Consider the following 18,681-nt stretch of genomic DNA (forward strand, 5'->3'; position numbering starts at 1 on the left):
ACTAGAACGTGTTTCAGTTAAGCTCCCCGCCATGGGTGATGCCACGCTGACAACCGAGCTCGGCCGCGTGCTGGTGACCGGCGGCGCCGGTTTCGTCGGAGCCAACCTGGTGCGCGAGCTACTGGACCGGGGCTACCAGGTGCGGGCCTTCGACCGCTCGCCGTCGCCCCTGCCACCGCACGAACGGCTCGAGATCCTCCAGGGCGACATCTGCGACACCGACACGGTGGCCGCCGCCGTCGCCGGAGTGGACACCATCTTCCACACCGCGGCGATCATCGACCTGATGGGCGGCGGCTCGGTCACCGAGGCCTACCGCAAGCGCAGTTTCGACGTCAACGTCGGCGGCACCAAGAACCTGGTGCACGCCGCGCAGGCCGCCGGTGTCAGCCGATTCGTCTACACCGCGTCCAACAGTGTGGTGATGGGCGGACAGCGGATCGCCGGCGGCGACGAGACGCTGCCCTACACCACCCGGTTCAACGATCTCTACACCGAGACCAAGGTGGTGGCCGAGAAGTTCGTGTTGAGTCAGAACGGTGTCGGTGGCCTGCTGACGTGTTCGATCCGGCCCAGCGGAATCTGGGGCCGCGGCGATCAGACCATGTTCCGGATGTTGTTCCAGCGGGTGCTGGCCGGCCACGTCAAGGTGCTCGTCGGCGGCAAACACATCAAGCTGGACAACTCCTACGTGCACAACCTGGTGCACGGATTCGTCCTTGCCGCAGAGCATTTGGTCGACGGTGGCAGCGCACCGGGCCAGGCGTACTTCATCAACGACGGCGAGCCGATCAACATGTTCGAGTTCTCCCGTCCGGTGGTCGAGGCGTGCGGCGAAAGCTACCCGACCTTCCGCATCTCCGGCCGATTCGTCCACGCCGTGATGACCGGGTGGCAGTGGTTGCACTTCAAGTTCGGCTTTCCCGAGCCGCCGCTGGAACCCCTTGCGGTGGAACGGCTTTACCTGGACAACTACTTCAGCATCGATAAGGCCCGCCGCGATCTCGGCTACCAGCCGCTGTACACCACCGAGCAGGCGCTGGCGCACTGCCTGCCGTACTACACCGAGCTGTTCGAGCAGATGAAGAACGCCGACAAGCAGCCGGTGCACGCCTGACTCAGCCGTGGGCGACAGCCCTCTTGACCGCCTGGCTGTAGGCCTGTTTCTGCGAGTCCCCCACCGCGGAGTCGAAGACCAGGACGACGTCCTCGACCTGGACCATGTCGCGGATCGCCGCGGCATAGATCTCGGCACGCCCGGTGCTGGGGAATTTCAGGATCGACACCGTGTCGGTGGCCCGGGCCTCGGTGCACCCGGCGGCCGGGCACACCGACGCCGTCACGTCATGCGGGTTGAGCGCCGGCAGATGCGCGGCGTCGATGGCAGCGAGTACCTCGGCCACCGACACACCGTTGAGCGGGCCCGCGGCGCCCTGGGTGGCGCTGGTCGGCGTGGGGACAGTCTGCTTGTCGCCGCAGCCGGTCAACCCCGCAGCCAGCAGGATGACGGGCAGCACAGCCGCGGCGAGGGGTCGGTGTCTCGTCCGCATCCCGAAAGCCTAGTGCACACAGCCGGTTACCAGGCTTGCCGACCACACTTGCTGGTCATGCTGATCGGCCGCATCACCGCTGCCCTGAGCGTGCTCGCCCTGGCGTTGGTGGGCTGCGCGAGCACCGTCGCCGACCGCTCCGCACAAGCCCACTCGTTCACAGCCTCATTGCGAGCGCTGCCCGGCGTGCTGGCCGCCCAGGACGATGTGGCGCACAACGAGGCCCAGGGCATGGTGTTCTTCCGCATCGCCGTCGACGTCGCGGCGAACATCACCGCCGACCAGGTCGACCGGATCACCGGGGCATACCTGCGCAACGTCGACGCCAGCAGATACCCCGGCTACCGGCTGGAGCTGGATCTGCGGCAGGGCTGGAACCTGTTCGCGGTGGACAGCGGCCAATTGCCGATCACCAATCCCGACCAGGTCCTGTCCCAATCCAAGGACTGGATCGCGCTGCGAGATCAGTTCCCGGGTGCGACGGTCCGGGTGCGCGCCACCATCACCCACCCGGGCGGGCAGACGCCCGACCGCGACACCGGACATTCCAACGTCGCCACGCTCGACCTTGCCACCGGCACTGACTACACCGCCGTCGCCGCGGCGGCGCGCACCCTGAGCGAGCGGTTCCCCTGGCTGGCCCAGCTGGATTGGACGATCAACGCCGCCAAGGAGCATCCCGCCGAGATCAAGTCGTCGCGACGATTTCCCTCGGCCGCCGAGTTGGCGGTGTTCACCCGGCTCAATGCCGACCAGACGATCCCCCACATCGACAGGCTGCGCATCAACAGCCCGATCGCTGCGCCGGTGTGGTTCGCCGAGCAGACGACCCAGTCACGGGATGTGACGGTGGCACTGCAGCTGGCTCGGGCCCATCTGCCGGTGGCCGCCGGGCTGCCGGCGCCGGTGCTCTACACCGCCAGCGACGAGCTGTCCGGACACATCGGCGGCCGGGGATTCGCCCGCGGTCCGGTGGCGGTCACCATCGGCGGCTGCACCCCACACGATCCGCTGGTGTACCTGCCGATACCCGAGGAGCGGCAGTTGATCAAGCGGTATGAGACGTGCGCGGCCTGAGAGTACGGTTCTAGAACACGTTCTAGCCGAGAGGGAATCGATGCCCGACGCCGTGCTCGTGACCGGAGCCTTCGGCCTGGTCGGCAGCGCCACCGTCACGCACCTGGCCGCCGCCGGCCGCCACGTCGTGGCCACCGATCTCGATACCCCCGCCAACCGCACGGCCGCTGCCGCGCTGCCCGCCGGCGTCACGGTGCAGTGGACCGATCTGACCGACGCCACCGCCGTCGGGACCCTGATCAGCAGCGTCGCACCGGCGTCGGTGATCCACCTGGCCGCCATCATCCCGCCGGTCTGCTACGCCAATCCCTGGCTGGCCCGCCGGGTGAACGTCGAGGCCACCGGTACCCTGATCGCCGCCGCTGCCGCCGAACCCACGCCGCCGCGATTCGTGCAGGCCTCATCGATCGCCGTCTACGGACCTCGCAACCCGCACCACACCAGCGACCTGCTGACCCCGCAGACCCCGGTGCGGCCGTTCGACCTCTACGGCGGCCACAAGGTCGAGGCCGAGGAGCTGGTCCGCGGGTCGGCCCTGGACTGGGTGATCCTGCGGCTGGGCGGCGTGATCAGTCCTGAGTTCGACCTCGGGATGGACCCGGACATGGTGTATTTCGAGGGTCTGCTACCCATCGACGGCCGACTGCAGACCGTCGACGTCCGGGACGTCGCACACGCCTTCGCCGCCGCCACCACCGCCGACGCGATCGGCCAGACCCTGCTGATCGGCGGGGACGACAGCCACCGCCTGCACCAGGGCGAGGTCTCCTCGTCGATCACCGCCGCAATGGGGCTTGTGGGCGCAACAGCCAAGGGCCGCAAGGGAAATCCCGAGGATGATGACGGCTGGTTCGCCACCGACTGGATGGACTCGTCGAAAGCCCAACAGCTGCTGGGCTTTCAGCACCATTCGTGGCCGGACATGCTGACCGAGACCGCCAACCGGGCCGGCTGGAAACGCCCGCTGTTCCGGTTGGCCGCGCCGCTGGCTCATGAGTACCTCAAACGCCAGTCGCCGTATTACCGGGCGCCCGGCGTCTACGCCGATCCGTGGGGGACCGTGAAGAACAAGTGGGGTCGATTCGAGGCGGACACGTCATGAGTACACAACCAGTAGCAGTCATCATCGGCGGTGCATCCGGCATCGGCTGGGCGACGGCCAGGAAGCTGGCCGCCGACGGCGCCCGGGTGACGATCGCCGACCGCAACGCCGAACTGGCGGCCGAACGCGCCGAAGAACTGGGCGCACCGCACACGTGGGCGGCGGTGGAGGTCACCGACGAGGCGACGGTGGCCGCCCTCTTCGATGAGGTGGTCACCCGCGACGGCGGCCTGGACGCGGTGGTCAACTGCGCCGGGTTCAGCGGCTTCGGGGTGATCACCGAGCTGGACGCCGCCGACTTCCGCTCCGTCATCGACGTCTGCCTCAACGGTGCATTCCTGGTCATCAAGCACGCCGGCCGCCACCTCGGCGACGGCGGCACACTGGTGTCGCTGACCTCGCTGAATGCCCGCCAGCCCGCGATCGGGATGAGCGCGTACTGCTCGGCGAAAGCGGGGTTGTCGATGCTCACCCAGGTGGCTGCGCTCGAACTGGGGCCGCGCGGCATCCGGGTCAACGCCGTGGCACCCGGGTTCGTGCACACCCCGCTGACCGAGGGCGCCGCGGCCGTGCCCGGCGTGGTCGAGGAGTACGTCGAGAACACGGCGCTGGGCCGGCCCGGGACCCCGGAGGACATCGCCGAGGCGGTGGTGTGGCTGTGCTCCCCGCAGTCGTCGTGGATGACCGGTGAGATCCTGGACCTCAACGGCGGAGCGCACCTCAAGCGTTACCCGGACATCAACGCGCACTTGCTGCGTCTGATGAATCAATAGCTCCCCGACGGGCTAGTGTTCACTTCGGTGAACACTGAATTCACGCCGACCCAGAAGCGCGCGCTGGCGGTCGTCACCGTGCTCGCGCTGCTGTTCGGTGCGTACTTCCTGCGGCACTACTTCATCCTGGTGGTGATCGCGGCGATCGTCGCCTACCTGTTCACCCCGCTCTACAACCGCTGCCGGCGGCGTTTCAGCACCGGCCTGTCGGCGACACTGACGGTGCTGGCCGCGCTGGCCACGGTGATCATCCCGGTGGGGGCGCTGATAACGCTTGCGGTGTTGCAGGTTTCGCACATGGTGGTGCACGTCGCGGAGTGGGTCGAGACGGCCGATCTGTCCACCCTCGGTGACCGCGCCCTCACGTCCGTGAACACCCTGCTGACCAAGCTCCCGTTCGGCCACTTCACCGTCAGTGCGGAATCGTTGCGCGACACGATGATCCGGGTCTCGCAGAATCTCGGCCAATGGCTGCTGCACTCGCTGAGCGGTGCGGCCGGCGGGGTGATCGGGATGGTCACCTCAGCGATCATCTTTCTGTATGTGCTGATTTCGCTGCTGACCAACCAGCGGGAACTGATCACCCTGATCCGCCGGCTCAACCCGCTCGGCGAAGAAGCCACCGATCTGTACCTGGCCAAGATGGGTGCGATGGTGAAGGGAACCGTCAAGGGCCAGTTCATCATCGCCTCGGTGCAAGGTGTGCTGGGCGCGGCGTCGATCTACATCGGCGGCTTCCACAACGGATTCTTCATCTTCGCGATCTTCCTCACCGCGCTGTCGGTGATCCCGCTCGGCAGCGGAATCGTCACCATCCCGTTCGGGATCGGGATGGTCCTGTTCGGCAACGTCGTCGGCGGTGTGTTCGTGGTGCTGTTCCACGTGCTGGCGATCACCAACATCGACAACTTCCTGCGCCCGATCCTCGTTCCGCGGGAGGCCCGGCTGGATCCGGCGCTGATGCTGCTTGCGGTGTTCTCGGGTATCGCGATGTTCGGATTCTGGGGCATCGTGCTGGGGCCGGTGCTGATGATCATCATCGTCACGACCATCTCGGTGTACCTGGCGGTGTTCAAAGGCGTGGAGATGACGGTGGACGAGCCCGTTGAGAAACGGCACGAGAAGCGGCGCAGCGTGTTTCGGCGCTCGAAAAGGCCCCGGGTTGGGACTTAGGTCACTGAGATCTCGCTTGGCTGGACAAACGGCGCCGGTACGAGGATCGTACGGATTGTCATGAGTTCAGGCGCGGGGGGCGTCTGACACGGAGATCGGGGGGATCCATGACGTCTTTTTCGCGTCCCATGACGCTGTCTGCAGCGACGTTGGCCACCGCAGTCACCCTGGCCGTGACGACTCCCACCGTCGCGGCCAGCCATCCCGACGCACCCGTCGCGTCACCGGTGACCACCAGCTATCAGCTGCTGGTATCGGAATCAGAGGACCACGGTCCCCAGCGCGAACTCGCCTACGGTGATTGGGGCGGCCTCTTCGCGGGGTTCGGCGGGATCCTCGGCGGGCTGCGCCAGATGGGTGCGGACTATCTGAACGCCAACCAGGCAGCAGTTCTGGCCTTCGCGGCGAACATTCCGATACTGATGATCGGTCCGGTAGCCATCGGAGGCGGCCACTTGGCCAATGCCTATTACTTCGGTGACAACGGTTCGCCGACCGGCGGGGCCGGGGTGCTGGCCTACGTCTTCAACCAGATCGCGAACGGTCTGTCGTTGCAGAACCTGGTCAAGACGGTCGTCATGGGAGTGACGGGCGTCATCCCGAAGTTCTACCTCGGGCCGGTGCAGATCGGCGGTGGTCTGCTGGCCGGCGCCTGGTTCAACGGTTACGGCGGGGACTACGGGCTCGCCGGTGTCTCCAACTACATCAAGTCCCAGCTGGGCGTGCCGGCCGCGGCCGCGGCGAAGGCCGCTGCCGCCGACCCGCCGTCGGTGGCGGTGACGGCGCGGGAAGCGGCCAAGCCCACGGCCGGGCATTCGGCCCGCGCCGCCCAAGCCGTGCCGTCACCTCGCAGCGCCCGCGCAGCGGCGGCCTCGGCGTCGTCGACGCACCCGGCCGCAGCCGCGTCCGCCCCTGCCAAGACCGCCGCCACCACGCACGGCGGGTCGAAGCGGCCTGCCGCCTAGAGCGGCAGGAGGATGCCCTTGACGCTGGGATCGGTGGCCAGGAACTGTTGCACCGCTGGGTCTTTGAAGGTCTCGACCAGCTTCTTGATGTTGTCGGTGCCGGCCCACTTGCTGCCAATGGTGAGCTGTCCGGCGAACTCGTCGGGAGCCGGCGGGGCGAAGATCTGCTTGTCGAGCGGGATCTTGGCGGCCAGGTAGTACTCGGTGTAGCCGACGGCGGCGTCCAGGTCGGGCAGCGAGCGGGACTGGGCGGCGAAGTCGAGCAGGGTGAACTTCAGGTTCTTCGGGTTCGCGACGATGTCCTTGTGGGTGGCGGTCCACTTGTCGACGGTCGGGTTGAGTGTGATCAGACCGGCCCGCTCCAGCAGCCACAGGCCCTGCGCCTCGTTGGCAGGATCGGAGTACAGCGAGACGTTGGCGCCGTCGGGCAGCTGTGAAACGTCGGTGTATTTGTCCGACCAGATGCCGAAGCCCCACCGGAACACCGGAGTGGCGGCCTCTTCGCGGAAATCGGGGTTGGCTTCCAGTACCTGGCCGAGCCAGAGCTTGTGCTGGTAGATGGTGCCGGCTACCTCGCCGTCGCTGACCGCCCGGTTGATGGTGTTGCTGTCGGACAGGCCCCGGAAGGCCACCTTGATGCCGTGCTTCGGGGCCACCTCACGGCTGATGTACTCGATCAGCGACTGCTCGGCGGCATTGCCCTCATTGGTGGCGACCACCAGTGTGGCGCCGGGAATCTCGTTGGCGGACTTGGTGTCTGAGAAGAACAACAGCCGTCCGGCGACGACCGCCACGACGACAACCACCAGCCCCGCGGCGATCCACACCCATCGGCGCCGCTTCTTGATCTCGAACCCGTGGTTGTCGGGGCTTTCGACCTCGACTCCGGTGGTGGTCATGCGTTGACGGTTCCTTTCAGGCGGGTACGTGCGTGGGGCGTGGTGAAGCGGACAAGGACGTCGCCGATGAACTGGACCGCGGCGACGGTGGCGACCAGGATGACGATGGTGGCCAGCATGACGCCCTGGTCGAAGCGCTGGTAGCCGTATGTGACTGCGACATAACCGATCCCGCCCGCGCCGATGGTGCCGGCGATGGCGGAGTATTCGATCATCGCGATGATGTTGATGGTCAGCCCACCCAGGATGGCGGGCACGGCCTCATTGAGCTGCGCGGTGCGGATGATCTGCAGACGCGAGGCCCCCGACGCCCGGGCCACCTTGACCACCGACGGCGGTACCGAGCGCAGGGAATTCTCGACGATCCGGGTGAAGAAGGCGATGCCGGCCAGCGACATGGGCACCACTGCGGCGGCGATGCCGATGTTGGTCCCGGTGATGAAGCGGGTGAACGGCATGATGGCGGCCATCAGGATCAGGAACGGCAGCGAGCGGCCGATGCTGATGATCCAGCTGAGAATGGTATGCAGCGTGGGGTTTTCGAAGAGACCGCCGGGTGCGAGGTTATGGATGAGCGCACCGAGGGGCACGCCGACGAGCACCACGATGGTCATGACGATGCCGACCATGGTCAGCGTGTCGAGCAGGGCGGGGATCAGCAGACCGGGCAACTCGTTGACGGGGACTTTGGCGTTGGCGAGCAGGGTTTCGGTCACGCGGCACCCCGCAGTCGCTGTTCGCCGGTGGCCAGGCCGTAGCGGGCGAGCACGTCGGCGGCGCGGCCGGACGCCTCCGGCGGGATGCCCAGGGTCGCCGAGCCGACGGTGACACCGTGCACCTCTTGGACGAACGCGCCGAGGACGGCGATGGGCGCACCGAGTTCGTCGGATGCGCGGGCGATCCAGTCGGCCGGCACGTCGGATTCATAGATCACCTGCCAGACCTGCTGGCCGGAGGTGGCTGCCCGCGCCTGGCCCTGGGGCCGCAGCGCGGCGCCGAGATCGGAGTCGGGATTGGTCAAAAGGTCTACCAGCCTGCCGGATTCGACGATGGTCCCGTGATCGAGGCGGGCGACGGAATCGGCGATCTCGAGCACGGTGTCCATTTCGTGGGTGATGAACACGATGGACAGGTCCAGGTCGTCACGCAGTTCGCGCAACAGGCCGACAACCGATGCGGTGGTGTCCGGGTCGAGCCCCGCAGTCGCTTCATCGGAGAGCAGGACCGAAGGGCGCAGCGCCAGTGCACGGGCAATGCCGACGCGCTGCTTCTGACCTCCGGAGAGCTGGAAGGGATAGTGGTTCGCGCGGGCGGACAGTCCCACCCGGTCGAGGAGCTCGGCGACCCGCTTGCGTGATTCCTCAGCAGTGACCCCCAGGTATTCCAATGGGAGAGCGACATTTTCGGCTGCGGTGCGGCGTTCCAACAGGCCCGCGGACTGGAAGATGGTGCCGATGCGCCGACGGGCCACGCGCAGCTTGCCGGCGGACAGCGTGGTCAGGTCCTCGCCGTTGACCACCACCGAACCGGAGGTCGGCGGGGTCAACAGGTTGATACATTCGGCCAGCGTGCTCTTGCCCGCCCCGCTCGGGCCGACGACGGCGAGGATTTCGCCCGCCTCGACACGGAAGCTGATGCCGTCCAGCACGACACTGCGGTGCGAGCCATGGCCGTACACCTTGGTCAGCTCAGTCAGTTCGATCATAGGGACGCAACAGTGCCAACAGCCGGCACCGCACGTCACCCTTACGCTCACCCTGAGTCAGAAGGGCGGTGGATCAAAGTTATTGACGACCAAAGCTGAGTCGTAGGTCACAGCATCCTTCGGCAGATGTAGCGACCAATAGTCACGCTAGCTTGGCGATCATGGCGGGTCGGTGTCGTCTGCGGCGTCGGTTCGCTTGAGGATGTGGTGGGGGTTGAAGTAGTAGTTGCGGGGTGGTCGGCGGCGGGTGTTTCGCCGGCTGGGCCGCCATTCGATTCCTCTGGTGCCGAGGGTGACCGTGTATCCGCCCTTGTCGAGGAGGCGGTTGTCCGGTCCGGACATCAGTGACAGCTTGTCGATGTCAGTCGGCCCGTTGTGGGGTGCGGCCCACTTGATGTTGTGGTTGACCTCGCAATGGTCGAACGGGGTTGTCGATCCCGGCCGCGTGCTGCCGCCGTCACGGGCGAACAGCATCAGACGCTGGGCGGCAGTCGCGATCCGCTTGGACCGGCCTTCGTTGAGCTGCAACGACTTTGCGCCGTGGAAGATGGCCAGATAGGGTTGGGCCTGCTTGGCGTCGAGCAGTGCGATGACATCGCAGATGGGCAGCATCGACCCGCTGGAGGTCAACGCGTGGCCGGCGCGGGCTTCGAGGTCAGCCACGTCGGCGCGGATGATGAGTTTCACCGGTAGCCCGCGGTGAGTGCCGAGGACGTCAGAGGCCAGGAACGCGGAGAGCAAGGCCTGCAGCCCGTCATGGTGGCGTTGGGCGGGCGTGCGCTTGTCGGCGGTGATCTGGTCCTCGGTGGTCTCCGAGCCCACGGCGGTGGGGTTCTCGGGAAGGTTGTGGCCCGGGGCGGCCTCTTTCTTCAGGGCCGCTTCCCAGGTCGCCCGCATTGCCGGGGTCAGCCAGCCCGCGAGCCGGCTCATGCCGTCCGCGCCTTGCCTGCCGATGACGATGCCGCGTTTCGTGGCGCGGTCGGCGTCGCTGAACTGACCATCTTGGTTCCAGCAGTAGAGCTGTTTGGCGACCAGGGTGCGTAGTTCTTCGGGCGTGAACGCCGCGGCCAGCTCGGCGAGGTTGGCTTCGGCCTCGGCGACCTCCTGCGGGTCGACGCCGTCGGGGATCCGGGCGGCGAAGTCGGCCATCACCGCGACATGCGCTTCGGTGATCAGCCCGTCAGCCTGGGCGGCGGCCGTGGCCGGCAGTTCGGGTCCGAGTGGTTGTCCGGTCAGCGAGGTCCGTGGACCGAGTGCCGTGGCGTGATCCACCCGGCGGCGCGCCTCCGCCGAGGACAACAGCAGCAGATCGCGCAACCACACCGCCCAGGTCGGGGCGTCACCCAGCTCAGCAGGGGTGCTCTGGCGCTGCAACGCGGCCAGCAGCCGATGCTCGACAGCCGGCAGCGCATTACGCACCCGCTGCAGCGACTCCAGCGCCGCCACCATCTCGCGCGGGCTCAGAGCCCCCACATCACAGGCCGACAACCCGGACAACGCCTCGAGCAGGTCACCACACGCACCCGGCACACCCGCGTCGGCGGTGCACCCCAGATTCATCCTTCGAACATACATTCGACCCCCGACAAGATTCGGCTATTACGTGCTGGCACGGCTCCGTACCGGACCAGCGTGGATACTGCGCGCTAACGCACTAGTCGTTGCTAACTTCGCACTGTGATGACCCCGGAAGCCCGACTGAGATGGTGGGCGCTGTCTGCGATAGCCGCGGTGCTGGTGGTCGTGATGCTCGACCTGTCCGGCTGGGTGAGCAGCATCGACGACCTCAAGTCGTGGACCCCGCTGTGGTTGACCGGGCTGGCGGCAGCGGTCGCACTGCAGACCGGAGCGCCACCGCACTGGCAGGTCCGGGTGGCGCGCACGCTGGCAGCCGCGACCGGTGTACACGCCAGCATCATGCTCGTCGAGCACCTCAACGGTCATCCGTTCGGCCCGAGCCCCCGCACCGCCGCGTCGATCCTGTACCTCGCGGTGGCCGTCGGGCTGATGCGCGTCGACCGGCGGCCGGCCAGTGTGCTGTGGGGAATCTTCCTGCTGGGCGCCAGCACCGCACCCACCATCACCGTGATGGGTCACCTGTTCCGGGTCATCTCACGCGTGCACCTCACGGAGTCGACCGGTCAGGGCATCGCCACCGCCGTCGGTGTGCTGCTGCTTGCCTCGGCAACCGTGCTGGGCCGCCCGGACCGCAACCCGGTGGCCTGGCTGCTGGCCCGCCGAGACCGCTGGGCGCTGCTGCGGCTCATCGGTGTGCTGGCCGGACTGCCGCTGGTGGTGAGCCTGGCGCGACTGCCGTTCCTGGCATTGGACCTGGGCAGCGAGGCGGCGTGGATCCTGGCCACGACCATCTCCACCAGCATCGTCGGTGTCATCGCGTTCTACTTCAGCCAGCGCGAACAGCACCTTCTGATCGAACGAGCCAACGCCGAGCGGCGCTACCGCATCCTGGCCGACAACGCCGTCGACGTGATCTTCCACCTGCACGGCGCCCGGGTGACCTGGGTGTCGCCGTCGGTGGAGGCCGCCTTCGGAGAACCCCCGGCGCAGTGGATCGGCTCGGATCTCCGCGACCGTATCGCGCCAGAAGACCTACCGGCCGTCACCGCAGCGGTCAACGAGATGCGCAGCGGCACAGTGGGTTCCGCGCGTTTCCGGGTTGGCGCCTCAGACGGCGGCTACCACTGGGTCGACGGCAACGCCAAGCCCTACCTGGACGAAGACGGCGCCACCGACGGCATGATCGCGGCGCTGCGGATCGTCGACGCGCAGGTGGAGGCCGAGCGCCGGCTCGACCGGCTGGCCCGCTTCGATACCCTCACCGGGCTGCCGAACCGCGCCGAATTCATCGCGCGCCTGGAGTCCGAACTGGCTCAGAACCGCTCCCCCGGTTCCCAATTGGGCATCCTGTTCTGCGATGTCGACCATTTCAAGACCATCAACGACACATTCGGCCATGCCGTCGGCGACGTGGTGCTGGCCACCCTTGCTACCCGCATCAGCGACACCATCCGCGTCGGTGACACCGTCGGCCGGATGGGTGGCGACGAAATGGTGGTGCTACTTCCCGGTGTCCACAGTGCCGACGAGGCAGGCGAGATCGCCGAGAAAATCCGTTGCCGCGCAGCCGAACCCATCGAGTACGAGGGCCAGACGATCTGCCCCACCCTCAGCATCGGGGCGACGGTGTCCACTCCCGGCGAATCGGCCAGCTCGGTGACGGCGCGTGCCGACGAGGCGATGTATCAGGCCAAGCAGGCCCGCCGCAACATGGTGGTGCGGATCTAGGTCAGACGCTCTTTGAGGAACTCCACCACCCGCTTGCGCGCCTCGTAGGCCTGGTGGCCCTCTTCCTCGCGGACCTCCAGCGTCAGCACCGAATGCGCCATCCGGCCGAAGCCGCCGGCGTTGCCGGGCGACGAGTCGAGTTCGATCACCTCGAACGCGTCACCGAGGCGATCCTTGAGCGTCTGGAACCGCTCGCGGGGGGCCATCGCGTCGCCGCTGAACCGCAGCCCCAGCGCGCACAGTCCCTCCTCCGCGGCGCGCTTCTCGATCACCTTCAGCTCGCTCTCGGACAACCCCGGGTCACGCTTCTGCGCGGCGGTCACACCGATCGGCACCGACGGCTGGCTGAGTACCGGCGCGAGCACGCTGTCGTCGACCGCGGCCGCCAGCGCGAAACCACCCGAGAAGCACTGCCCGATCACCCCGACACCCTTGCCGCCGGTCTTCTCCTTGAGGTCGCGCGCCAACGCCCGCAGGTAGTGCGAGACGGGGCGCTCCTTGTTCGTCGCGAACGCCGCGAACTCCTTGGTGACGCAGCCGCGCACCATCACCGGCACCATGCCCGGCCGCATCGACGGGGCACCCGGGGTGCCGTAGAGCGAGGGAATGGCGACGGTGAACCCGTTGTCCACCAGATAGTTTCCGAGGGCCAGCACACCGGGGTGGGCCCCGGGCATCTCCGGGATGAGCACCACACCGGGACCCTGCCCCTTGCGATACACGTCATGGGTGAAGCCCGCCGCACTGAACGGCGCACACGCCCAGCCGGTCAGATCTGCTTCGGGTCCGGGCATGGGCATCTCCCTCTAGGTTTTGGGAACGATGGGCTGCTGAGTCTGAGTCGCGACCGCCAGCGTACGGAAGTCGTCGGCACTTCCGGCACCCGTGATGGCAAGTTGAGCCGGACCGCGGGGGCTCTCCAGCCGCGTGGTCCACACCGGCTCGGTGCCCTCCCCGCCTTCGTAGACCACCCACTTCACCCCGTCGACGTCCTGCACGCCGGTGGGCACCATCGACCGGTGGATCGACGACACCAGCGCGGCCTCGTCGGCGTTGCTCTGGGTCAGGCTGACGAACATCTTCGACGGCGCGATGTAACCCACCTTCGAGGTGACCGCCCGGGCGGTTAGGCCGGTCTTCGGGTCAGTACGGCCGGCGTCGATACCGGCGCGCGCGCCGGAGTTGGCCTGCCAGCCGGCGGGCAGTTTGGGCAGCCGGATCGGAATGCCCAGCGCATCGGCGTCGGCCTGCAACGCGGCGGCGGCGTCATACGGCGGGACAGCGCCGTCCTCGGGTCCGTTGGGGCGGAACGAACACATGCCCACCAGACCCGCCAGAACGATGCAGGCGACCACCAGCGGAGCCAGCGACCAGAACATGTCGCGACCGTCCTGGAGCAGGCGCGGCTTTGCTTCCTTCGGCGGCGGCGGAGCCGCAGCGCCGGCGACATCGGGTTCTGTCACGTCTGCCAGTATCCCAGGTCCCAACCGCTCACCCGCTTCTGGGACAATCTCAGCCATGCCTGAAGCCCGCCGCCGCGAAGCACCCGACCGCAACCTCGCCCTGGAGCTGGTCCGAGTCACCGAGGCCGGTGCCATGGCGGCCGGCCGGTGGGTCGGCCGGGGCGACAAGGAGGGCGGTGACGGCGCCGCCGTCGACGCCATGCGCGAGCTGGTGAACTCGGTGTCGATGCGCGGCATCGTGGTGATCGGCGAGGGCGAGAAGGACAACGCCCCGATGCTCTACAACGGCGAAGAAGTGGGCAACGGCGACGGTCCGGACTGCGACTTCGCCGTCGACCCGGTGGACGGCACCACCCTGATGAGCAAGGGCATGCCCAATGCCATCTCGGTGCTCGCGGTGGCCGAGCGCGGCGCGATGTTCGACCCGTCGGCGGTGTTCTACATGAACAAGATCGCGGGCGGACCCGACGTTGCCGACTTCATCGACATCACCTCGCCCATCGCGGCCAACATCCAGCGCATCGCGAAGGTGCGCAAGGCTTCGGTCTCCGATGTCACGGTGTGCATCCTGGACCGGCCTCGGCACGCCAAGATCATGGAAGAGGTGCGGTTGGCGGGTGCGCGGATCCGGCTGATCTCCGACGGTGACGTCGCGGGCGCCATCTCGGCCTGCCGTCCGGACTCCGGCACCGACCTGCTGATCGGAATCGGCGGCACCCCCGAGGGCATCATCGCCGCCGCCGCGATCCGCTGCATGGGCGGCGAGATCCAGGCCACGCTGGCCCCCAAGGACGACGAGGAACGGCAGAAGGCGATCGACCGCGGCCACGACCTGGACCGGGTGCTGACGACCAAGGACCTGGTGTCCGGGGAGAACGTCTTCTTCTGCGCGACCGGCGTCACCGACGGTGACCTGCTCAAGGGTGTTCGCTACTTCGGTGGCGGCTGTACCACCCAGTCGATCGTGATGCGATCGAAGTCCGGCACCGTCCGGATGATCGACGCCTACCACCGGCTGGCCAAGCTCAACGAATACTCCGCGGTGGACTTCACCGGGGATACGTCCGCGGCCTACCCGCTTCCCTAAGAAAGGCGTTTCATGACCGACAGTGCCGTCGAAAACACAGCCGGTGAGGGCGAATACCGCATCGAGCACGACACCATGGGCGAGGTCCGGGTTCCGGCCAAGGCCCTGTGGCGGGCCCAGACCCAGCGGGCCGTCGAGAACTTCCCGATCTCGTTCCGCGGTCTGGACCGCAACCAGATCCGCGCCATGGCACTGCTGAAGGGCGCCTGCGCCCAGGTCAACAAGGACCTCGGCCTGCTGTCCGCCGAGAAGGCCGACGCCATCATCGCGGCCGCCGGCGAGATCGCCGAGGGGCTGCACGACGAGCACTTCCCGATCGACGTGTTCCAGACCGGTTCGGGCACCAGCTCCAACATGAACGCCAACGAGGTGATCGCCTCGATCGCCGCCCGCAACGGCGTGACGGTGCACCCCAACGACGACGTCAACATGTCGCAGAGCTCCAATGACACCTTCCCCACCTCCACCCACATCGCGGCCACCGAAGCCGCTGTGCGCCAGCTGATTCCGGCGCTCGAGGTGCTGCACGAGTCGCTGGCGAACAAGGCCCGGCAGTGGCGCACGGTGGTGAAGTCCGGCCGCACCCACCTGATGGACGCGGTGCCGGTGACCCTGGGCCAGGAGTTCGGCGGCTACGCCCGCCAGATCGAGGCCGGCATCGAACGCGTGAAGGCCACCCTGCCCCGCCTCGGTGAGCTGGCCATCGGCGGCACCGCCGTCGGCACCGGCCTCAACGCCCCCGAGGGCTTCGGCGCCAAGGTGGTCGAGGTGCTCGTCGCGCAGACCGGCCTGGCCGAATTGCGCACGGCGAAGAACTCTTTCGAGGCCCAGGCCGCCCGCGACGGGCTGGTCGAGGCGTCTGGTGCGCTCAAGACCATCGCCGCCTCGCTGACCAAGATCGCCAATGACATCCGCTGGATGGGCTCCGGCCCGCTGACCGGCCTCGGCGAACTGCAGCTGCCGGACCTGCAGCCGGGCAGCTCGATCATGCCGGGCAAGGTCAACCCCGTCATCCCCGAGGCGGTCACCCAGGTGGCCGCCCAGGTCATCGGCAACGACGCCGCCATCACCGTCGGCGGCCTGTCCGGCGCCTTCGAGCTGAACGTCTACATCCCGATGATGGCGCGCAACCTGCTCGAGTCGTTCACGCTGCTGGCCAACGTGTCGAAGTTGTTCGCCGCCAAGTGCATTGACGGTCTGATCGCCAACGAGGCACACCTGCGCGAGCTGGCCGAGAGCTCCCCGTCGATCGTGACGCCGCTGAACTCCGCGATCGGTTACGAGGAGGCCGCCAAGGTGGCCAAGCAGGCGCTCAAGGAGAAGAAGACCATCCGGCAGACGGTGATCGACCGCGGTCTGATCGGCGACAAGCTGTCGGAAGCCGAGCTGGACAAGCGCCTCGACGTGCTGGCGATGGCGAAGGTCAAGGACGGCGACTAGCTGGTCGCCCCGAGCGCTGGCGCCCACCTGTCGGCCCACTGCTGCAGTGGCGCCAGCGCTGCCATCAACGCTGCGCCGTGTTCGGTCAGGGCATAGCCGGACACGGTGTGCTCGACGATCGACAGCGCCCGCAGTTCTTTGAGTCGCGTATTCAGCGAAGCCGGGTTCATCTCACTGGCGTCCTGGAGTGCCCGGAACGTGAGTGACTCGCCGCGCAATTCCCACAGCACCCGCAGTGCGCCGCGGCGTCCCAACACGTCGAGGGCGACCATGATCGGGCGGCCGGACGTCGAACCCCGGACAGCCGACCCCAGTCGTGGCTCAGAAGTCATGCTTCACATTTTGTAGCATCGGCGGCTAGAGTCGGCGTCATGTCACGCTATGAAAATTATAGCGGCCGGATCGTGCCTCGCTCCGCGCCGTTCCCCGACGATATCCAGCAGGCGCTCGACGCAATCATGCGCGGCAATCCCCCGTTGGTGCTGTTCACGACATTGGCGCGCGACCCGCGGCTGTTCTTCAAGTTCTTCGCGGCCGGCCTGCTCGACCGGGGCAACCTCACGATCCGGCAGCGTGAGATCGTCATCGACCGGATCACCGCGCAATGCGGTGCCGAATATGAATGGGGCGTTCACGTGGCAACCTTCGCCGAGGCGGCCCGGCTGTCCGGTGAACAGATACGGTCACTGACCTCCGGCACCCCCGACGACACCTGCTGGACCGACTCCGAGCGCCTGCTGATCCGGTTGTGCGATTCACTGCACGCCGATTGCGATGTCCCCGAACAGCTTTGGGATCAACTCGCCACGACCTTCACGCCGGAGGCGATCCTGGAGCTGCTGATGCTCGCGGGCAACTACCGCACCGTGAGCTACCTGGTGCGATCACTTCGCTTGCCGACTGAGCCAGGTGCGGCGTCGTTCGCGGACTATTCCGGCGATACCGCCGGGTGCACCGCATAACGCCGGATCCCGAGCGGGGCGGTCAGGCTGTGCAGCAGCAGGCTGACCGTCACCGCCACCACCACGACCTGGGTGATCAGCGCGGACTCCTCGATCTGCCCGCGCTCCACCACGATCAGGCCCAGCACCACCGTGCCGATGCCGCGCGGGCCGAACCACCCGATGAAGACCCGGCTGTACATCGGCAGGTCACTGCGGATCAATGCCACCAGCACCGCGACCAGGCGCACCCCGAACACCGCGAGCACCGCGAACACCACCACCTGCCAGCTCGCACCCTGCCAGCCTTCACGAACCGCGAACGCACCGAACAGGGCGAACACCAACAGCTCCAGAAGCTGACCGGCCGCGTCGGACACCTGAGTGGGCACCCGCTCGGCATGCCGGCGGGCCACCATCGCCGACACCAGGCCACCGGCGAACGCCGCCACGAACCCGCTGCCGTGCAGCCACTCGCCGGCCTCGAAGCACAGCAGCGCCACCGCGACGGTCGCCAGCTGAGCCCAGGTGTCGCTCATCCAGCCGCGCTTCCAGGACACCGCGATCGCCCAGCCGCCGGCCAGGCCGATCACCGCACCGGCCACCAGCGACACCACCTCGGTGCGAAAGGCGAACCACGCCCAGCGGACCGGATGTGCGTCGTTGCTCGCCGACGCCAGTGCCACCGCCGCCAGCAGTGCGGCCAGTGCGAAGCCGTCGTAGAACCCGCTCTCCACCGACAGCGTGTGCCGCACCCGCTGCGGGATACGTTCGTCCTCGAGCAGCGCGTCGATCAGCGCCACCTCGGTCGGCGCAACGATCGCCGCCAGGCACACCGCCTCCCACCACGGCAGGATCGGCAGGAGCAGCACCGCAGTCAGCGCACCCAGCCCCAGCGTCAGCGGAATGCCGACCACGAGCAGGCGGAACGACACGTGCCCGCGGCTCACCACCGACCGGATATCGAGCCGGGCCGCCTGGTTGAACAGGATCACCGTCAGCGCCAGCTGGGCCAGCACGGTGAAGCTGCCGGCCTCCGGACTGGCGTCGATCACCTGCAGACCGGACGGGCCCAGCAGCATCCCCATCGCGATGAAGATCAGCGCGGGGGCGACGTACCAGCGATTGACCAGCGCCGACACCACGGCATAGCCGAGGACGAGCAGGGTCAGGACGAGCGCGGTGTTGCTGTGCACGTGT

19 protein-coding genes are annotated in these 18,681 nt (G+C 67.5%); 10 read left to right on the forward strand and 9 right to left on the reverse strand.

Going from position 1 to position 18,681, the window contains the following annotated elements:
- The first annotated feature begins 31 nt into the window (after window positions 1–31).
- On the forward strand, window positions 32–1,117 hold the full coding sequence (locus G6N35_RS13300; protein WP_163804674.1) for a 3-beta-hydroxysteroid dehydrogenase: 1,086 nt from the start codon (window positions 32–34) through the stop codon (window positions 1,115–1,117).
- 1 nt (window position 1,118) lies between these two features.
- Here G6N35_RS13300 and G6N35_RS13305 read toward each other — a convergent pair whose 3' ends face one another.
- Complete coding sequence (locus G6N35_RS13305; RefSeq protein WP_163804675.1) at window positions 1,119–1,550, reverse strand: hypothetical protein; 432 nt, start codon at window positions 1,548–1,550, stop codon at window positions 1,119–1,121.
- A 57-nt stretch (window positions 1,551–1,607) separates the two neighbouring features.
- Here G6N35_RS13305 and G6N35_RS13310 point away from each other — a divergent pair, with 57 nt between their 5' ends.
- From G6N35_RS13310 to G6N35_RS13330, 5 genes are all read left to right on the forward strand, one after another.
- Window positions 1,608–2,627: a hypothetical protein gene (locus G6N35_RS13310; protein WP_163804676.1), complete on the forward strand. Its 1,020-nt coding sequence runs from the start codon at window positions 1,608–1,610 to the stop codon at window positions 2,625–2,627.
- A gap of 40 nt (window positions 2,628–2,667) precedes the next feature.
- On the forward strand, window positions 2,668–3,729 hold the full coding sequence (locus G6N35_RS13315) for an NAD-dependent epimerase/dehydratase family protein (RefSeq protein WP_163804677.1): 1,062 nt from the start codon (window positions 2,668–2,670) through the stop codon (window positions 3,727–3,729).
- Window positions 3,726–4,502, forward strand: coding sequence for an SDR family NAD(P)-dependent oxidoreductase (locus G6N35_RS13320; RefSeq protein ID WP_163804678.1), 777 nt, complete (start codon window positions 3,726–3,728; stop codon window positions 4,500–4,502). The genes G6N35_RS13315 and G6N35_RS13320 overlap by 4 nt, the downstream gene beginning before the upstream one ends.
- Before the next feature lie 27 nt (window positions 4,503–4,529).
- Entirely contained in the window at window positions 4,530–5,675 is a 1,146-nt protein-coding gene (locus G6N35_RS13325; RefSeq protein ID WP_163804679.1) for an AI-2E family transporter, read from the forward strand.
- 107 nt (window positions 5,676–5,782) lie between these two features.
- Window positions 5,783–6,640 (forward strand): hypothetical protein, encoded by an 858-nt coding sequence (locus tag G6N35_RS13330; protein WP_163804680.1) that lies wholly within the window; start codon window positions 5,783–5,785, stop codon window positions 6,638–6,640.
- On the opposite strand, the gene G6N35_RS13335 is transcribed toward G6N35_RS13330, so the two are convergent.
- The 4 genes from G6N35_RS13335 to G6N35_RS13350 all read right to left on the reverse strand — a co-directional run bounded on the left by G6N35_RS13335 (window position 6,637) and on the right by G6N35_RS13350 (window position 10,804).
- Window positions 6,637–7,539 (reverse strand): MetQ/NlpA family ABC transporter substrate-binding protein, encoded by a 903-nt coding sequence (locus G6N35_RS13335; RefSeq protein ID WP_163804681.1) that lies wholly within the window; start codon window positions 7,537–7,539, stop codon window positions 6,637–6,639. The genes G6N35_RS13330 and G6N35_RS13335 overlap by 4 nt on opposite strands.
- Window positions 7,536–8,255, reverse strand: a complete 720-nt coding sequence (locus G6N35_RS13340) for a methionine ABC transporter permease (RefSeq protein ID WP_163804682.1) — start codon at window positions 8,253–8,255, stop codon at window positions 7,536–7,538. The genes G6N35_RS13335 and G6N35_RS13340 overlap by 4 nt, the downstream gene beginning before the upstream one ends.
- Window positions 8,252–9,244: a methionine ABC transporter ATP-binding protein gene (locus G6N35_RS13345; RefSeq protein WP_163804683.1), complete on the reverse strand. Its 993-nt coding sequence runs from the start codon at window positions 9,242–9,244 to the stop codon at window positions 8,252–8,254. The genes G6N35_RS13340 and G6N35_RS13345 overlap by 4 nt, the downstream gene beginning before the upstream one ends.
- 159 nt (window positions 9,245–9,403) lie before the next feature.
- Complete coding sequence (locus tag G6N35_RS13350; protein ID WP_163804684.1) at window positions 9,404–10,804, reverse strand: 13E12 repeat family protein; 1,401 nt, start codon at window positions 10,802–10,804, stop codon at window positions 9,404–9,406.
- A 120-nt stretch (window positions 10,805–10,924) separates the two neighbouring features.
- On the opposite strand from G6N35_RS13350, the gene G6N35_RS13355 reads away from it, so the two are divergent.
- Window positions 10,925–12,550, forward strand: a complete 1,626-nt coding sequence (locus tag G6N35_RS13355; protein WP_246224592.1) for a sensor domain-containing diguanylate cyclase — start codon at window positions 10,925–10,927, stop codon at window positions 12,548–12,550.
- On the opposite strand, the gene G6N35_RS13360 is transcribed toward G6N35_RS13355, so the two are convergent.
- Together G6N35_RS13360 and G6N35_RS13365 are read right to left on the reverse strand one after the other, a co-directional pair.
- Window positions 12,547–13,344: a dienelactone hydrolase family protein gene (locus G6N35_RS13360; protein WP_163804686.1), complete on the reverse strand. Its 798-nt coding sequence runs from the start codon at window positions 13,342–13,344 to the stop codon at window positions 12,547–12,549. The two genes, G6N35_RS13355 and G6N35_RS13360, sit on opposite strands and share 4 nt — an antisense overlap.
- A 12-nt stretch (window positions 13,345–13,356) precedes the next feature.
- Window positions 13,357–14,013 carry a DUF4245 domain-containing protein gene (locus G6N35_RS13365; protein ID WP_246224302.1) on the reverse strand — a complete coding sequence of 219 codons (657 nt, stop codon included), beginning with the start codon at window positions 14,011–14,013 and terminating at the stop codon, window positions 13,357–13,359.
- Window positions 14,014–14,068: 55 nt separating this feature from the next.
- On the opposite strand from G6N35_RS13365, the gene glpX reads away from it, so the two are divergent.
- Both glpX and G6N35_RS13375 read left to right on the forward strand, forming a co-directional pair.
- Window positions 14,069–15,100: a class II fructose-bisphosphatase gene (gene glpX / locus G6N35_RS13370; protein ID WP_163804688.1), complete on the forward strand. Its 1,032-nt coding sequence runs from the start codon at window positions 14,069–14,071 to the stop codon at window positions 15,098–15,100.
- A 12-nt stretch (window positions 15,101–15,112) separates the two neighbouring features.
- Entirely contained in the window at window positions 15,113–16,540 is a 1,428-nt protein-coding gene (locus G6N35_RS13375; protein ID WP_163804689.1) for a class II fumarate hydratase, read from the forward strand.
- On the opposite strand, the gene G6N35_RS13380 is transcribed toward G6N35_RS13375, so the two are convergent.
- Window positions 16,537–16,872 (reverse strand): winged helix-turn-helix transcriptional regulator, encoded by a 336-nt coding sequence (locus G6N35_RS13380; protein ID WP_163804690.1) that lies wholly within the window; start codon window positions 16,870–16,872, stop codon window positions 16,537–16,539. The two genes, G6N35_RS13375 and G6N35_RS13380, sit on opposite strands and share 4 nt — an antisense overlap.
- 39 nt (window positions 16,873–16,911) lie before the next feature.
- Here G6N35_RS13380 and G6N35_RS13385 point away from each other — a divergent pair, with 39 nt between their 5' ends.
- On the forward strand, window positions 16,912–17,502 hold the full coding sequence (locus G6N35_RS13385) for a carboxymuconolactone decarboxylase family protein (protein ID WP_163804691.1): 591 nt from the start codon (window positions 16,912–16,914) through the stop codon (window positions 17,500–17,502).
- On the opposite strand, the gene G6N35_RS13390 is transcribed toward G6N35_RS13385, so the two are convergent.
- Complete coding sequence (locus tag G6N35_RS13390; RefSeq protein WP_163804692.1) at window positions 17,469–18,677, reverse strand: cation:proton antiporter; 1,209 nt, start codon at window positions 18,675–18,677, stop codon at window positions 17,469–17,471. The two genes, G6N35_RS13385 and G6N35_RS13390, sit on opposite strands and share 34 nt — an antisense overlap.
- Window positions 18,678–18,681: the final 4 nt, after the last annotated feature.

The organism is Mycolicibacterium anyangense (assembly GCF_010731855.1).
Classification (GTDB): Bacteria; Actinomycetota; Actinomycetes; order Mycobacteriales; family Mycobacteriaceae; genus Mycobacterium; species Mycobacterium anyangense.

Bases quoted from the DNA above. Each gene is read 5' to 3' on its own strand.
- G6N35_RS13320 (WP_163804678.1), top strand. From the start codon at position 3,726: ATGAGTACACAACCAGTAGCAGTCATCATCGGCGGTGCATCCGGCATC.
- glpX (WP_163804688.1), top strand. From the start codon at position 14,069: ATGCCTGAAGCCCGCCGCCGCGAAGCACCCGACCGCAACCTCGCCCTG.
- G6N35_RS13330 (WP_163804680.1), top strand. From the start codon at position 5,783: ATGACGTCTTTTTCGCGTCCCATGACGCTGTCTGCAGCGACGTTGGCC.
- G6N35_RS13380 (WP_163804690.1), bottom strand. From the start codon at position 16,872: ATGACTTCTGAGCCACGACTGGGGTCGGCTGTCCGGGGTTCGACGTCC.
- G6N35_RS13335 (WP_163804681.1), bottom strand. From the start codon at position 7,539: ATGACCACCACCGGAGTCGAGGTCGAAAGCCCCGACAACCACGGGTTC.
- G6N35_RS13385 (WP_163804691.1), top strand. From the start codon at position 16,912: ATGTCACGCTATGAAAATTATAGCGGCCGGATCGTGCCTCGCTCCGCG.
- G6N35_RS13350 (WP_163804684.1), bottom strand. From the start codon at position 10,804: ATGAATCTGGGGTGCACCGCCGACGCGGGTGTGCCGGGTGCGTGTGGT.
- G6N35_RS13305 (WP_163804675.1), bottom strand. From the start codon at position 1,550: ATGCGGACGAGACACCGACCCCTCGCCGCGGCTGTGCTGCCCGTCATC.
- G6N35_RS13310 (WP_163804676.1), top strand. From the start codon at position 1,608: ATGCTGATCGGCCGCATCACCGCTGCCCTGAGCGTGCTCGCCCTGGCG.
- G6N35_RS13360 (WP_163804686.1), bottom strand. From the start codon at position 13,344: ATGCCCGGACCCGAAGCAGATCTGACCGGCTGGGCGTGTGCGCCGTTC.
- G6N35_RS13345 (WP_163804683.1), bottom strand. From the start codon at position 9,244: ATGATCGAACTGACTGAGCTGACCAAGGTGTACGGCCATGGCTCGCAC.
- G6N35_RS13300 (WP_163804674.1), top strand. From the start codon at position 32: ATGGGTGATGCCACGCTGACAACCGAGCTCGGCCGCGTGCTGGTGACC.
- G6N35_RS13315 (WP_163804677.1), top strand. From the start codon at position 2,668: ATGCCCGACGCCGTGCTCGTGACCGGAGCCTTCGGCCTGGTCGGCAGC.
- G6N35_RS13375 (WP_163804689.1), top strand. From the start codon at position 15,113: ATGACCGACAGTGCCGTCGAAAACACAGCCGGTGAGGGCGAATACCGC.
- G6N35_RS13355 (WP_246224592.1), top strand. From the start codon at position 10,925: ATGACCCCGGAAGCCCGACTGAGATGGTGGGCGCTGTCTGCGATAGCC.